Raw genomic sequence first — 13863 nt, 5'->3', positions numbered from 1 at the left:
GAGGTGATGAGAATGAATGATAGATTGCGCGAAGCTAGAAAAGCTAAAGGAATAACAATTACTTACTTATCAAAAAAATTAGGCTATAAAAGTGCTTCAGGTTATGCAAATATTGAATATGGGATAGTAAAGCCTTCACTTGAAAACGCAAGAATAATAGCAGACATTTTGGAAATGCCAATAGAAGAGCTTTTTTTAACTAAAAGTTACACAAAATGAGTAATTTATATAAAAAACTATTTGTTTTACATTATCTACTGATAAAGAATCAATCGAACAATAAGGTATAGAGACAATACAATTGGACTCGAATTCACATCGCCGATCATCACCATAACATGAATTTTTAATCGATAAGGGAAAAGAAAAGGAATGTAGGTGAAATAGGGGATTGATCATTAAAAAGATATTCTGCCGATTGCATGAATTATTAGTGATCGTTTTAACAAAATAGAGGTACACCACAACTAACATGATCAACTAAAGCAATACTTGATATTTATCTCACATTTAAATACAGGAAGAACCCCCACTTTATAAAAAGCAAAAAGGATAAGTGGGGGTTCTTCCTGTCTGTAAAAATCTGCTGATTCATAGTGGTTACAAAAAAACAACCAATGTATGAAGTGTTACTTTATTAAAATTACAGGCGTGTTGATTATCCAATATAATCTATAAAAATAGGGGAATTTGTTGATTGCAGCGAAGATCTATATAAATGTTCCTAAAAATACAGGGTTTTTCAAAAATTACACCCAACAGGTACTCCTAATTTTTGTGAAATCAACACGAGTGATAAATTAATTAAAATATTATTCCTCCATCCTGCAAATTTATAAGAAAATAAGGTAAAATATACTGAATAGTAAAATGAATAAATTAGGAAATAGGGAATGCTATTTAAAAATGATGTAGGTACTTGAACATGCTTTTGAATATGAAGTTATTACTGTTCTTAATTTACTAATATTTCTATAACATGATACATTTTTATACTTTTAGTAACATGTTTATACAATTCTAGGAGATTTAATAGTATCCTTAGTATTGTGATACAAAGTAATCTTCATTTATCAATAAACTAGTGTAGTAGTTTACGTCAATTCAATGGGGGGAATAAATTGGTGGTAAACAAATTTAGAAAAAGTAAGAAAGAAGAGCCTGACTTATTAGGTGAGATTAAACGAAATGAAAAAAACGTTGTAATAGCAGCGAATTCTACTAGTGAAATTCAGAGCATTTTAAAAATGGCTGGTTTTACTATCTATGATTTAGCTGCTATTCAATTATTGCAACTGTATGTGAAGCAAAACATTGAAAAAATTGTGGATAATTTTTATTCGAATTTAGCAAATGAGCCAAGTCTCATGAAAATTATTGAAGATCATAGTTCAGTAGACCGTTTGAAAAAAACACTTACTGACCATTTGATCCAACTTTTTTCTGGTAAAATTGATTCGGAATTTATACAGCAAAGATATAAAATTGCGCAGGTGCATGTCAGAATAGGATTGCAACCAAAATGGTATATGCTCGCATTTGCAGATTTAACAAACAGTTTAAATGAGATTGTTTTTGAAAATACGACAAGTAAAGAAGAATATGCAGCATTTTCCAATGCTCTCAATAAAATTTTATCTATAGAGCAGGTTATTGTATTGGAAGCCTATGATAAGGAAAATGAAAGAGTCAAGAAAATATCACAGATGGAAAAAGAGAAAGCTCAAAATGAAGTGCATGACATGGCAGAAGAGCTTGCATGCATTACAGAGCAAGCAAGTGTGTCCTTACAACAGGTGTCTGGGCAGTCAGTCCAATTAGTATCTGTTGCAAAAGAAAGTTCTTTATCCGTACAAGAAATCGAACAACAATATTTGGATGCCCAACAGCGTCTTAATGCTCAAATGGAAGCGATGAAAAAGATTGAAATACGTATGGATGAAGTGAACGAGCAGATCGGGATCCTTAAAGGGACGTCAGCAAAAATTCAAGATGTTACAGGAATCGTTTCTTCTATAGCCGATCAGACAAATCTCTTAGCTTTAAATGCTGCCATTGAGGCTGCACGTGCTGGAGAACATGGAAAAGGCTTTGCTGTAGTTGCAGATGAGGTTAGAAAACTTGCTGTACAAACAAAAAGCAGTTTAGCTAACGTCAGTACGCTAATTTCTGATACGAATAAGGGGATTGAAGGAGTCACTGGATCAGTTGCTGAAGCGAACGATTTAGTATCCGATGGGGTCAAAGAAATTACACAACTCGATCAATTTTTTGATCAAGTGTTTACACTTATGGAACAAATTAAAAAGGGCAGTGTGAAGATCGATGAAGAATTGCAATCACTCGTTACTGTCATCGAAGAAATTTCAAATGGTGTCAGTGACGTGGCGGTATCTACTGATCATTTAAATGAAATTGCTAAACAAATGAAGTAGAGTAACATAGAAATAAAGTTTCAGATAAAGTTGTGCAAAATAAGTTAAAATATAGCTTTGTATTCTTTCATTAACATAACATGCCTTATTCATAAGGTTGTTAAAAAGAAGTGATAATGTTTAAAAATAGAATTTTGACTACTTTGAGCTTGAATAAGTATAAAGGATTCTCATCGTTTTTATTTTTTACTATTTAAATAATGCAAACGAGGAAAACGATTTTTTTGTGATCACATGTGAAGAGGATATTGAATACGGGCATTTTTATAAAAAAGCGATTTAGTAAAATATCAATATTTATCCCGTATTAATAGGCAGTAATACTTCCCGCTCAAAATTCAGCGAAAGTAAAGAAGTTAAGAGGGAGAACAACTGCCGCATGCGCCCGATTGGTTAGGGCGGGCAAGATGTTGGTCACTCAGACGTTGGCACAGGACGTGACAACGCCTGAGTTCCTCTAGTTCAGTCGAGGATGAAGAAAACCCCACACTGATGAAAGTTTCGCTTTATAAGGTCAGTTGAGTGATTATATGAAGAAAAGCATCCAAATCTATTTAATTAGAATAGTTTTGGATGCTTTTTCATATAAAAGATTAGTGGACGTTTCGGTATAAACCAACCACTTTACCAAGTACAGAAACTTTTTCCACAATGATAGGGGCCATAGAAGAATTTTCAGGTTGAAGGCGGAAATATCCATCTTCTTTAAAAAAACGTTTTACTGTTGCTTCATTTTCTTCAGTCATAGCCACAATAATATCGCCATTATCGGCAGTTGATTGTTGTTTGACAATCACATAATCACCATCTAAAATACCAGCTTCAATCATTGATTCACCCATAATTTCAAGTATAAAGATGTGATCATCTGAAGTGCCATAAAAATCTGGAATCGGGAAATACTCTTCTATATTTTCAATGGCAGTGATCGGCATACCTGCCGTTACTTTTCCAACTAGAGGTACATGAATCACACCTTGTTTTGTAATATTGTCTTGGTCCAATATCTCTATTGCACGAGGTTTTGTAGGATCACGACGAATGAGTCCCTTGCTTTCAAGACGATTTAGGTGGCCATGTACAGTAGAACTCGAAGCTAACCCCACAGCCTCTCCAATTTCTCGGACGGAAGGTGGGTATCCCTTTGTGCGAACTTCCTCTTTAATAAACTCTAGTATATCTTCTTGTCTTTTTGATATTTTTTTCAATCTGTTCACCTCTTATCTTAGTTTCCTGCTAATTGTTAAATTTAGTATAGCATTACCGAACAAACAAAGCAAACATAAGTTCGAAAAAAGTGTTTGACAAAAACAAATGTTCGTTTTATATTAAGAACATATATTCCGAACAAACATTCGATGAAGGGGAGATTTGTATGAATTGGGTTAAAAGAAATCAAAATACGGCATTGTTTATGGTATTTGCAGTCATCTTTATGGCTATTCTACTTCTAATTAATAGAGATACAACAACATATACAAATATTAAGGTACAAGAAGGTGATACACTTTGGTCTCTGTCTGATCGATACAAAGGAAATTTATCTAATGCTGAGTGGGTTCGTCTAGTAAAAAATGAGAATAATATTATAGATGATAAAATTATTGCTGGTCATACTTTAATCATTCCTGACCATAAACAATCTGATTCAACAAACAAAGAAGTAGTATTGGCAAGTGACAAAAATGACGAATAAAAAAGCAGTACTTTATTGTCGAGTAAGTACAGAAAAGGAAACACAAGATACGTCGATTGAGAGACAGGAAATTGAGCTGAGAGCATTTGCACAGTCAAAGGGTTATGAGGTAGTAGCAGTATTTAAAGATAGACATAGCGGGTATGACATAGAACGCGAAGGCTTACTGGAATTGCTGGATTTTGTAAAGGAATATCACATTATGAATTTATTTATCCAAGATGAAACACGTTTAGGACGTGGTAATGGTCGAATGGCTGTTTTACATTTGCTTAAAAAGTTGAATGTGGATATCTTTACTTTAAGTGATGCTGGCACTATCAAATTAAATGAAATGGATACAATGCTCCTCGAAATTTTAGCCATTGTTGAAGAATATCAACGAAAATTGCATAATGCAAAGATACGGCGTGGCATGAAAAGGGCTGTGCAAAATGGTTATAGGCCAGAAAATAACTTAAAAGACCGCGGCAATGTGGAAGGTAGGGAGAGAATTGATGCACCAATCGAACAGATTGTTCATTTAAGAGAGAAGGGGATGACTTTTGAGGAAATTACTGCAACATTAAAAGGACTTGGATTCCAAATAAGCAAGGCTACCGTTCATAGGCGTTATAAAGAATATGAAGAAGAGCAAAACCTTAAAAATTGAAAATAGATCAGGTATGTTAAGAAGATTCCATTAAAGTATAAAGTGTAATAGTTAAAAATCGTATATTTTACGGACAATATTAGATATCAACTCGACTGAGAATGGATATTTGACAAAATGATTAGGCAGCAGAATCTCGGTTAAGAAATTCTACTGCCTTTTCGTTTTAAATATCAGCATACTTTCTGTATATAAAATCATTAATGCTTTTTCTAATTCTTCATAAGAAGCATAGGCAAAAGATAGACGAATATGATGTGCATCCTCTACATCATAGATATAGCCTGGATTGATCAATACTTTCTCTTTAAGTAACTTTAAAAAGAATTCCTTTGTAACAATCGGTTCATTAAATCTTAACCAAATATAAAATCCTCCCAATGGTTTTTCCCATGTAGCAATTGTATGAAAGTATTTGTGAAGTATGGATTCGGTAAATGCCGCACGTATTTTTAATTGAGATCCTAATTCAGCTAAATGCCTTTCATAAAGTCCTGATGTAAGCCAATAAGTAACGATTTTTTGCGAAATTGCACTAGAACCATAATCCATTTGCATTTTAATATCAGCCAGTCGTTTTATAACAGGGGTTGGTCCAATAATCCAGCCTATGCGTAACCCTGGACTTAATGTTTTAGAAACACTACTGACATATAATACTTGTCCAGAAGAATCTAAAGATTTGATTGACGGAAGAGGAGTATCAAACAATAATTCAGCATAAACATCGTCTTCTATGATAGGTATTCGAAGAGATTTACACATTTCATAGAAATTTTGTTTTTCCTTTGCTGTCCAAACAGTTCCGGTCGGATTATGAAGGGTAGGGACAGTATAGTATATAGATTGCCGATTCTTTTTGAATGAACATAATGTCTTTTCTAGAGACTCATCACGTTTAATGGATTTCATTCGCATACCAAATGATTGAAATGGATGAATGGAATTCAAATATGAACAGCTATCTTGAAAGACAATCGATCCTGATTCAAATAATCCCAATGCCATTAATTGAAGAGCTTGAAGTGCACCAGAAACAATGAGTATATTGTCAGGTGTAGTTGTAATTCCACGTTTTTTTACATATTGGCAGATCGCCATTCGTAATTCGTCACTCCCCTGTGGAGAAGAATAACCAATATCTTTTTCATGAAAGGTTAGTTTTTGAAGTGATTCTGTCAATTTTTTTGTCGGTAATAATTGGGGAGAAAGTTCACCTGTCCCTAATCGTATAATGGAACTGTCTTGTTCATATTCGTTTATCAGTTGAATCGTACGATCATTCGGTTTATGGATACTAGTATCAATATATCTTTGCCAGTTTGGTTGAGACTTTTTTGCAAGAAGATTCCATGAATTATTGGCAACAAAAGTACCAGCCCCAATTTTTGCCTCTAAGATGCCATCTGCCTTTAATTCTTCTAAAGCCTGTTGAATAGTACTTCTGTTAACTTCGAATTGCATGGCTAATTGTCGTTGTGTTGGAAGTTTTGTGCCTACTCCCCAATTTCCTAATCGTATTTGTTCTGTCATCCAGTTTATAATTTGATGCTGTAAGCTAATGGACGTATTATGAATTGGTTTCCACAATCATATCAATCTCCCTTTTTACTAAATTGGATGGTTGAATTACCAACCAATTGGACCTTTTCTTCTTTTTATAACATTGTACGATATTAAAAGAAAGGGAGTTGGATGATGCAAGCATTTTTTCATGGATTTATCCTAGCATTTGGATTGATTTTGCCATTAGGAGTACAAAATATTTTTGTTTTTTCACAAGGTGCCACACAGCCCAATATTTATAAAGCCTTACCTGCAACATTAGCAGCAGCTTTATGTGATACGTTACTAATCGTTTTGGCGATTTTAGGAGTATCAATGCTCGTTTTACAATTTGAATGGATTCGTTTGATTTTGTTAATCGTGGGTATCCTATTTTTATGTTATATGGGAAAAGCTATTTGGAACGTAGGAGCATCCAATTTTGAAAACAATCGAGCATTATCCCTAAAGGAGCAAGTTCTTTTTGCTATATCCGTTTCATTGTTAAATCCCCATGCTCTATTAGATACAGTGGGAGTAATAGGTACTAGTGCATTAAAATACAAGGGCTTTGACCAAACTCTTTTTACAGTAGCTTGTATTAGTGTGTCATGGATTTGGTTTTTTGGTTTAATGATAACTGGCTCTTCTCTGAAAAAACTACAAATTTCAGGAAAAGTATTTCTTCTTTTTAACAAGCTTTCTGCCTTGTTTATCTGGGGAACTGCTATTTATTTAGCAATCAGTTTGATATAGTCGCTTATCATCATTCCAATAAAAGATTTCTTTAAAAGGAATCCAGCACTATAAGATTTTATAGGATATGAGCTTTAAGCTTGTGCTTAAACTCTTTTTTCATTGTTGAGCGTTAGTGAAACGACGAATGGAGACTCGTGGCTTTAATTATGAGAGGAACTCGCTCGGCATGAGGGCTGGTCTTTACCAGTTCGAAAGCCAACGTTTTAAGCTCACGACCACCTTTCTCTTTTGTCCGCATTTTGTTCTCTTTTCCAACTGAAACACGGTATAATGATTCTAGTGATTGGTTCAAGAGAAAACCGTTATGTGTCTGCTGTCAATTATCAGGCAACTCAGGCAATTGTTGAACGTTTTCCGAAAGAAACTGTTTTGTTTTTGAAGGTTCGTAATGCAACGGCAAAGGTACGTGTTAAAGACCATTATGTGTCCGTTTCTTGGGCGTTCTACCAATTTCGACAAATGTTAGAGCGCAAAGCGGAATTAAATCACCAACGCGTTATTTTGGTAAATCCGAAATATACATCTCAAACCTATCCTAAATGCGGACAAGTTGAGAAAGCGAATCGAAACAAGAAAACCCATACGTTTTGTTGTGAAAATTGTCACTATACATCAAATGATGACCGTATAGGAATCTACATCGCTAAGGGATTGAAGCAATCTCCGAAGCATGCAGTATCACTGAGGCATGACCTTTTTGGTAAGGGCGAAATCAACCGTCCTGCGAGTGCAAGTTCTCGACTTTAGTCGTGAGTTGTTGATATCTTTATATTCATGTAGTGATGAAAGGAGCATCTTAAATGTTGCCAAAAGAAAAAATTCAACGTATTAACTATTTATCCAAGAAATCAAAAGAATCAGGTTTAACGATAGAGGAAGCAAAAGAACAAACAGCCCTTCGTAAAGAATATTTAGACACTTTCCGTGAGCATATGCGTAAAACAATTGAGAATGTTCGTGTTTTTGATCCAAATGGAGATGAAGTGACACCAGAAAAAGTACGTGCTATTCAAAAAAGAAAAGGGCCTTTAAATTAACAGAATCAATTGCTGAAAAAGCATTGTTTTATGTCAAAATCTTGACTAAACTGAAATAGAATAATATTTTGCTTTAAGAAAGGATGTCTATTCATGACTGTACAAGCAGATCAGCTTGCAATTAATACAATCCGTACTTTATCCATTGATGCAATTGAAAAGGCTAATTCCGGTCATCCGGGACTTCCAATGGGTGCAGCACCAATGGCTTATACTCTTTGGACAAAACAATTACATCATAATCCAAAGAACCCTAAATGGTTTAACCGTGATCGATTTGTATTATCAGCTGGACATGGTTCGATGTTATTATATAGCTTACTTCATTTAGGTGGCTATGATTTACCGATGGAAGAGATCAAAAACTTCCGCCAATGGGGTTCATTAACTCCTGGACACCCAGAATATGGTCATACTGCTGGTGTTGAGGCGACAACTGGCCCACTAGGACAAGGAATTGCAATGGCAGTCGGAATGGCTATGGCTGAATCGCATTTAGCCAGTGTGTATAACAAACCGAATTACGATATTATCGACCACTATACATTTGCATTATGTGGAGATGGTGATTTGATGGAAGGTGTTTCTGCAGAAGCAGCTTCACTTGCAGGTCACTTACAATTAGATAAATTGATCGTTCTTTATGATAGTAATGATATTTCTTTAGATGGTGATTTAAATAAATCATTCTCTGACAATACGGCTGAACGTTTTAAAGCATATGGCTGGAACTATTTAAGAGTAGAGGACGGCAATGATGTTGAAGCCATTAATGCTGCTATTGAACAAGCAAAAGCTCATAAAGGACAACCAACTTTAATCGAAGTAAAAACCATTATTGGTTTTGGTTCGCCAAATAAATCTGGAAAATCAGCTTCTCATGGTTCACCACTTGGTACTGAAGAAGTCGTTTTAACAAAACAAGCATATGAGTGGGAAAATGATGATTTCTTTGTTCCAGAAGAAGTTTATGAAACATTTAAACAAGCGGCTAAAATTCAAGGAGAAAATGTTGAAGCCGCTTGGAATGCACAATTTGATGCGTACAAAGAGGCTTTCCCTGAATTAGCGATCCAATTAGAACAAGCGATCACAGGAGAACTTCCAGCAGACTTTGACGCTGAAATTCCAACTTATGAATCTGGTAAGTCGATTGCAACTCGTTCATCTTCAGGAGAAGTGATTAACGCTTTAGCTAAAAAAATTCCAGCGCTTTTCGGTGGTAGTGCTGACCTTGCTGGTTCAAATAAAACAACGATCAAAGGTGCAGGAGATTTTTCAGCAACTGATCGAAAAGGCCGTAATATTTGGTTTGGTGTACGTGAATTTGCAATGGGTGCTGCTCTTAATGGCATGGCACTCCATGGGGGCTTAAATGTCTTTGGTGGTACATTCTTTGTATTTTCTGATTACGTGCGTCCAGCAGTTCGACTTTCAGCACTTATGGGATTACCTGTAACTTATGTCTTCACACATGATTCAATTGCTGTCGGAGAAGATGGACCAACTCATGAGCCAATCGAACATTTAGCAGCCTTACGTGCAATGCCAAATTTATCGGTTATTCGTCCAGCAGATGCAAATGAATCGGCTGCAGCTTGGAAACTTGCGATATCCTCCAAAAACCGTCCAACTGCATTAGTATTATCTCGTCAAAACTTACCGGTTCTTGATGTTGATGTACAAGCTGTGTATGAAGGTGTAGCTAAAGGTGCTTATGTAGTAGCAAAAGCCGAAAAAGGAATTGCAGATGCATTACTTTTAGCAACAGGTTCGGAAGTGCAATTAGCTGTAAAAGCAAAAGCTGAACTTGCAAAAGAAGGAATCGATGTAACAGTTGTTTCTATGCCTGATTTTGTTCGTTTTGAAGAACAAGATGCAGCATATAAAGAAAGTGTATTGCCAAAAGCTGTAACAAAACGTTTAGCTATCGAAATGGCCTCATCATTTGGTTGGCATAAATATACTGGTTTTGAAGGCGATGTACTGGCGATCGATCATTTTGGTGCAAGTGCTCCAGGACAAACAGTCATGAAAGAATATGGTTTCACAGTTGACAATGTAGTAGCAAAAGTGAAAGCATTATTAACAGAATCAATTTCATAAATCTTTTTCTTCTTAAAAATACGAACTTAATGACGACTGATTTCGGTTGTTGTGGAGTGGAAGACGGCGACTCCTGTGGGAAAAGCTTGAGCTGAAAGCCCCGCAGGAACAATTTTAGGGACAAAGCCTAAGTTCGCCACATCCTGTGGCAACGGCTTTGGGATCAACATCGTGTTGACCCGAGGAGATTGAAGCCAAGCCCACGGAAAGCGCCGTCTGGAACGGAACATGCAAATCTTAATATTGAAGTATATATGTTGAAAAACGTTCACATTTTTATCTGAATTTTGCATTATGAAATTGATTCAACTAAATAAAAATTTTCAAAAGAGTAGAGGTGATTTGCCTCTACTTTTTGTTTTTTGACAAAGAAAGTGGATTATTTACAGTTCAAATTGACAAAATATTCAATAGATTGATGGTATAATTACTTGAAAGAAGGGAGTGGCAAAAGATGCGTGTTTACTCAATCTTTCATGTCAAGAAAAAGCATCAGTCGTTTGTTTATGGGAGAGAAAGGTTATTATTTGAATTGATTAATGATTTGAAGTCTGAAAAAAATGCCTTATATCCGTCACAAGAATTAACGTATTTATGTGAGCTGCTGCCAGTAGAGGAGATTGAAGATTTCATAGAACAATATTTAAACAAAAATTTTTCTGCCATTCATAAGAAAAATCATGAGATTTTTTTGACAAACGAATTTAAGGGCGATTTACATATTGAAATACAGCCATATTATATGGTCGTGACGTGTGTAGGATCGCGAATGTTAGAATTGGATCTTTTTGCGGCACTATCAAAGATTAGTTCTGGTTTTATCGGTTTTAACAAAAATGAAATGGAGTGTGGGTGGCTAAAACCGCCCAAATTTTCAGTACTTGCAAAGTGATAAATCAGATAAATGGTAGTATCGAAATAGTTTTTATTGTATAATCCTCTTTGGAGATATTTTTCTCGCATGCGAATTTTAGAGGAGGAACATAAGTGAATACTGGATTAGCGATTACTTTAATAGTAGTAGCATTAATCGTAGGTTTAGTTGGCGGATTTTTTATCGCTCGTCAATATATGGTGAAATATTTAAAAGAAAATCCACCAATTAACGAACAAATGTTACGTGTAATGATGAGTCAAATGGGACGTAAACCATCGGAAAAACAAATTAAACAAATGATGAATCAAATGAATAAATTAAGCAATAAATAAAAAAATGCTGCCTCAAGACCAAGATTTGGAGGCAGCATTTTTTTATTTGATTACAGGCGTGTTAATTGCCCACTGAAATATAGATATTTCGTTGATTTCCGCTACGGCTTGCTCGCTTTCCTGCGGGCGAACGGTGAAGCCTCCTTAGCGAAGCTACAGGGTCTCAACTGTTCGCTTTTCCTCGTGGGACATTGAATGGACTCCTGAATCCACACCGCACGAAGAAAATGCGCAAGCCTAATCGAGGAGTCGAGTAAGCTGCGGCGAAGATTCATATAGATAGGAGTTAACAATAAGGGGTTTTCATTTTTATGTTTGTATATTTATCCCATTTTTCTCCTGATTAACACGTCTAATTGCATTAATTCTCTAAAACATTCTAGTGCAGTTAGGATGACTTCAGAGAAAACCATTACTTTTCTTTTGCATTTTTTAGAGGCCTACGCGAATATCGATCGGATAGATGTACGGTTTTTCAGGCTCTTCTATTTTCTTCCAATCTGCAATTTTAATAATTGGCAATTGCTCTCCATTATAAGTACTTATATCGATTGTTCCAGTTGCTTCAATCCAAGTGTCTTCGTCTATATTTTGTGCCTCAGGAAGTTCCGAAAGAAATCCTATTATACTTGCATCAGCTATACAGTGAGTAATCAGAAATCTAGATAGGACTAACTGGTTCTGTTTAAAACCCTTTTCTTTCAATACAAAACCTGTTAGTTGTATTTTTTTCCCTTTGTACTTGGATGCATTACGATTAATATCGTCATAGTAAATTGTATAAATATGATTTGTCATATGAATGGTTTGTTTTTGGGAAAGTTCCTTTTTTAGATGATCATATTCTTCTTCGGGTATTTCTTGTCTTTCCTCCATTAAATTTGGATCTGGAGCGTGGTCTCCGTATAAATTGTCTCCGGCGGATTGATTCGGAATGGCTGCTTCTGTAAAATCCTCTGTTTCTGCAGCTTGCGTTTGTTTTGAAAGAATCATCATCCCCCCTTTTTTCTCAGCTATAGATGCGTCGAGTGTTTTGGCAGGTATAAAAAAACCAGTTGCTAATGGGATTATAAGAATAAGGTATGAAAATAATTTTTTTGTATTGAATGGTGAGTTTTCGTGGTCATGATGGCAACAATGATGTCCAGTATGATGACAATGATGATGATCTTTCGTTGAAAAAGAGAAAATTCTAGTAAGTTGAACAACAAATAAAATGAAAAATAAAATGGCAACGGTCTTACTTAGATTTTCATATTTGGGGTTGATCAATTTTGTTATTTCACCAGTCTGATGTAGGTTGAAAATCATGGCAGAAAAAGCGAATAAAATGACAGCTCTTATTGCTTGTTGAAAGTGAAAGTTCATATTTTCCCCCTAAATATATTTTGAAAGTATCAATATGCTTATATAGATAACAGAAACAACTAAAAACAATAGCCACATCACAAATTTAAAACGAAATACCCCAAGCAGCATAATTGTATTTTTCAAATCGATCATAGGTCCAAAGATTAAGAATGCGAGTATAGAAAAATCCGGGAAAATAGCACTGAATGAAGCCCCGATAAAGGCATCAGCCTCAGAACATAGTGAAAGAATATAAGCCAAGAGCATCATCACTAATATCGAAGAGGATACATCATTTCCTATTTCAAATAATGTTTTAGTAGATACATAAGTTTGTACAAAAGCGGCTAGAAATGCACCGATGATCAAATATTTTCCCATATCAAAAAATTCGTCTATAGAATGTTTTAACATATCAAAAAATTGTTTGATGAATGGTTGCTTTTTTGCATTTTCTAACGATTTTTCATGATGAATACCAGATTTGAATTGTGAACCTTGAAAAAGTAGGCTTACCAGCAAGGATATAATGATGGCTATCAGAAAACCTAAGACCATCCGTAGTCCAGCAATTTTCATATCATTTCCAAATGCCATATAGGTCGAGACAATAACGATCGGATTAATAAGAGGACCCGTTAACATAAAGCCAATTGCAGCATGCAGGGGGACTCCTTTTGAAATCAGTCTCCTCACGATGGGGACTATCCCACATTCACAAGCAGGAAAAAGTGCTCCAACAGCACAGCTCATGAGAACAGCCATAAACTTATTTTTAGGAATCCACTTTTGAATATGTTCTTCTGTTATAAAAATTTGAATAAAACCTGCAATAAGAACCCCTATTAAGACAAAGGGTAAAGCCTCGATTAAAATACTCAAAAATATGGTATTCAAGTTCATAAGCGATGAAGGGATCATAAAAGTATTCGTATAGTTTGTTAAAAATAGTGGGATCAAAAATAAGATGAAAATAAACGAAATATTCATTAGATATTTTGGAACATAATTCCCCATGTTTTCCTCCTATAATTAGTGCTTTTAAAATGTAATGATTCCGTTTTAACATAAATT

14 protein-coding genes are annotated in these 13863 nt (G+C 35.1%); 10 read left to right on the top strand and 4 right to left on the bottom strand.

Annotated features, from left to right (window positions below; all coding sequences use genetic code 11):
• Positions 1-12 precede the first annotated feature (12 nt).
• Both FEZ13_RS07360 and FEZ13_RS07355 read left to right on the top strand, forming a co-directional pair.
• Positions 13-219 carry a helix-turn-helix transcriptional regulator gene (locus tag FEZ13_RS07360; RefSeq protein ID WP_243881114.1) on the top strand — a complete coding sequence of 69 codons (207 nt, stop codon included), beginning with the start codon at positions 13-15 and terminating at the stop codon, positions 217-219.
• A 905-nt stretch (positions 220-1124) separates the two neighbouring features.
• Positions 1125-2435 (top strand): globin-coupled sensor protein, encoded by a 1311-nt coding sequence (locus tag FEZ13_RS07355; protein ID WP_146552050.1) that lies wholly within the window; start codon positions 1125-1127, stop codon positions 2433-2435.
• 593 nt (positions 2436-3028) lie between these two features.
• Here the strand turns inward: FEZ13_RS07355 and lexA are convergent.
• Positions 3029-3643 (bottom strand): transcriptional repressor LexA, encoded by a 615-nt coding sequence (gene lexA / locus FEZ13_RS07350; protein WP_146552049.1) that lies wholly within the window; start codon positions 3641-3643, stop codon positions 3029-3031.
• A 167-nt stretch (positions 3644-3810) separates the two neighbouring features.
• On the opposite strand from lexA, the gene yneA reads away from it, so the two are divergent.
• Both yneA and FEZ13_RS07340 read left to right on the top strand, forming a co-directional pair.
• Complete coding sequence (yneA, locus tag FEZ13_RS07345) at positions 3811-4131, top strand: cell division suppressor protein YneA (protein WP_146552048.1); 321 nt, start codon at positions 3811-3813, stop codon at positions 4129-4131.
• Positions 4121-4783: a YneB family resolvase-like protein gene (locus FEZ13_RS07340; RefSeq protein WP_146549264.1), complete on the top strand. Its 663-nt coding sequence runs from the start codon at positions 4121-4123 to the stop codon at positions 4781-4783. The genes yneA and FEZ13_RS07340 overlap by 11 nt, the downstream gene beginning before the upstream one ends.
• A 150-nt stretch (positions 4784-4933) precedes the next feature.
• On the opposite strand, the gene FEZ13_RS07335 is transcribed toward FEZ13_RS07340, so the two are convergent.
• On the bottom strand, positions 4934-6373 hold the full coding sequence (locus FEZ13_RS07335) for an aminotransferase-like domain-containing protein (RefSeq protein ID WP_255473072.1): 1440 nt from the start codon (positions 6371-6373) through the stop codon (positions 4934-4936).
• Between the two features lie 108 nt (positions 6374-6481).
• Here FEZ13_RS07335 and FEZ13_RS07330 point away from each other — a divergent pair, with 108 nt between their 5' ends.
• The 6 genes from FEZ13_RS07330 (at position 6482) to FEZ13_RS07305 (ending at position 11439) form a co-directional block, all read left to right on the top strand.
• A complete protein-coding gene (locus FEZ13_RS07330; RefSeq protein WP_146552047.1) occupies positions 6482-7084 on the top strand; it encodes a LysE/ArgO family amino acid transporter in 603 nt (200 codons plus the stop codon).
• A gap of 273 nt (positions 7085-7357) precedes the next feature.
• Positions 7358-7834: a zinc ribbon domain-containing protein gene (locus FEZ13_RS07325; RefSeq protein ID WP_255473071.1), complete on the top strand. Its 477-nt coding sequence runs from the start codon at positions 7358-7360 to the stop codon at positions 7832-7834.
• A 53-nt stretch (positions 7835-7887) separates the two neighbouring features.
• Positions 7888-8124, top strand: a complete 237-nt coding sequence (locus FEZ13_RS07320; protein ID WP_146549262.1) for a DUF896 domain-containing protein — start codon at positions 7888-7890, stop codon at positions 8122-8124.
• Positions 8125-8217: 93 nt separating this feature from the next.
• Complete coding sequence (gene tkt, locus FEZ13_RS07315; RefSeq protein WP_146552046.1) at positions 8218-10230, top strand: transketolase; 2013 nt, start codon at positions 8218-8220, stop codon at positions 10228-10230.
• Positions 10231-10684: 454 nt separating this feature from the next.
• Positions 10685-11122, top strand: coding sequence for a sporulation inhibitor of replication protein SirA (gene sirA / locus FEZ13_RS07310; RefSeq protein WP_146549260.1), 438 nt, complete (start codon positions 10685-10687; stop codon positions 11120-11122).
• 95 nt (positions 11123-11217) lie between these two features.
• Complete coding sequence (locus FEZ13_RS07305; RefSeq protein ID WP_146549259.1) at positions 11218-11439, top strand: YneF family protein; 222 nt, start codon at positions 11218-11220, stop codon at positions 11437-11439.
• A gap of 432 nt (positions 11440-11871) precedes the next feature.
• Here the strand turns inward: FEZ13_RS07305 and FEZ13_RS07300 are convergent, their stop codons facing one another.
• Together FEZ13_RS07300 and FEZ13_RS07295 are read right to left on the bottom strand one after the other, a co-directional pair.
• Entirely contained in the window at positions 11872-12807 is a 936-nt protein-coding gene (locus tag FEZ13_RS07300) for a TIGR03943 family putative permease subunit (RefSeq protein WP_146552045.1), read from the bottom strand.
• Positions 12808-12816: 9 nt separating this feature from the next.
• Positions 12817-13806 (bottom strand): permease, encoded by a 990-nt coding sequence (locus FEZ13_RS07295; RefSeq protein ID WP_146552044.1) that lies wholly within the window; start codon positions 13804-13806, stop codon positions 12817-12819.
• Between the last annotated feature and the right edge of the window lie 57 nt (positions 13807-13863).

Source organism: Rummeliibacillus sp. SL167, from assembly GCF_007896505.1.
Taxonomy (GTDB): domain Bacteria; phylum Bacillota; class Bacilli; order Bacillales_A; family Planococcaceae; genus Rummeliibacillus; species Rummeliibacillus suwonensis.
Note: the sequence above shows the minus strand (reverse complement) of the source record. Positions and strands in the feature narration are given on the sequence as shown.

Excerpts from the sequence above, each read along its gene's own strand:
- FEZ13_RS07360 (WP_243881114.1), top strand. The coding sequence starts at position 13 with ATGAATGATAGATTGCGCGAAGCTAGAAAAGCTAAAGGAATAACAATT.
- yneA (WP_146552048.1), top strand. The coding sequence starts at position 3,811 with ATGAATTGGGTTAAAAGAAATCAAAATACGGCATTGTTTATGGTATTT.
- FEZ13_RS07340 (WP_146549264.1), top strand. The coding sequence starts at position 4,121 with ATGACGAATAAAAAAGCAGTACTTTATTGTCGAGTAAGTACAGAAAAG.
- FEZ13_RS07330 (WP_146552047.1), top strand. The coding sequence starts at position 6,482 with ATGCAAGCATTTTTTCATGGATTTATCCTAGCATTTGGATTGATTTTG.
- FEZ13_RS07325 (WP_255473071.1), top strand. The coding sequence starts at position 7,358 with ATGATTCTAGTGATTGGTTCAAGAGAAAACCGTTATGTGTCTGCTGTC.
- FEZ13_RS07320 (WP_146549262.1), top strand. The coding sequence starts at position 7,888 with ATGTTGCCAAAAGAAAAAATTCAACGTATTAACTATTTATCCAAGAAA.
- tkt (WP_146552046.1), top strand. The coding sequence starts at position 8,218 with ATGACTGTACAAGCAGATCAGCTTGCAATTAATACAATCCGTACTTTA.
- sirA (WP_146549260.1), top strand. The coding sequence starts at position 10,685 with ATGCGTGTTTACTCAATCTTTCATGTCAAGAAAAAGCATCAGTCGTTT.
- FEZ13_RS07300 (WP_146552045.1), bottom strand. The coding sequence starts at position 12,807 with ATGAACTTTCACTTTCAACAAGCAATAAGAGCTGTCATTTTATTCGCT.
- FEZ13_RS07295 (WP_146552044.1), bottom strand. The coding sequence starts at position 13,806 with ATGGGGAATTATGTTCCAAAATATCTAATGAATATTTCGTTTATTTTC.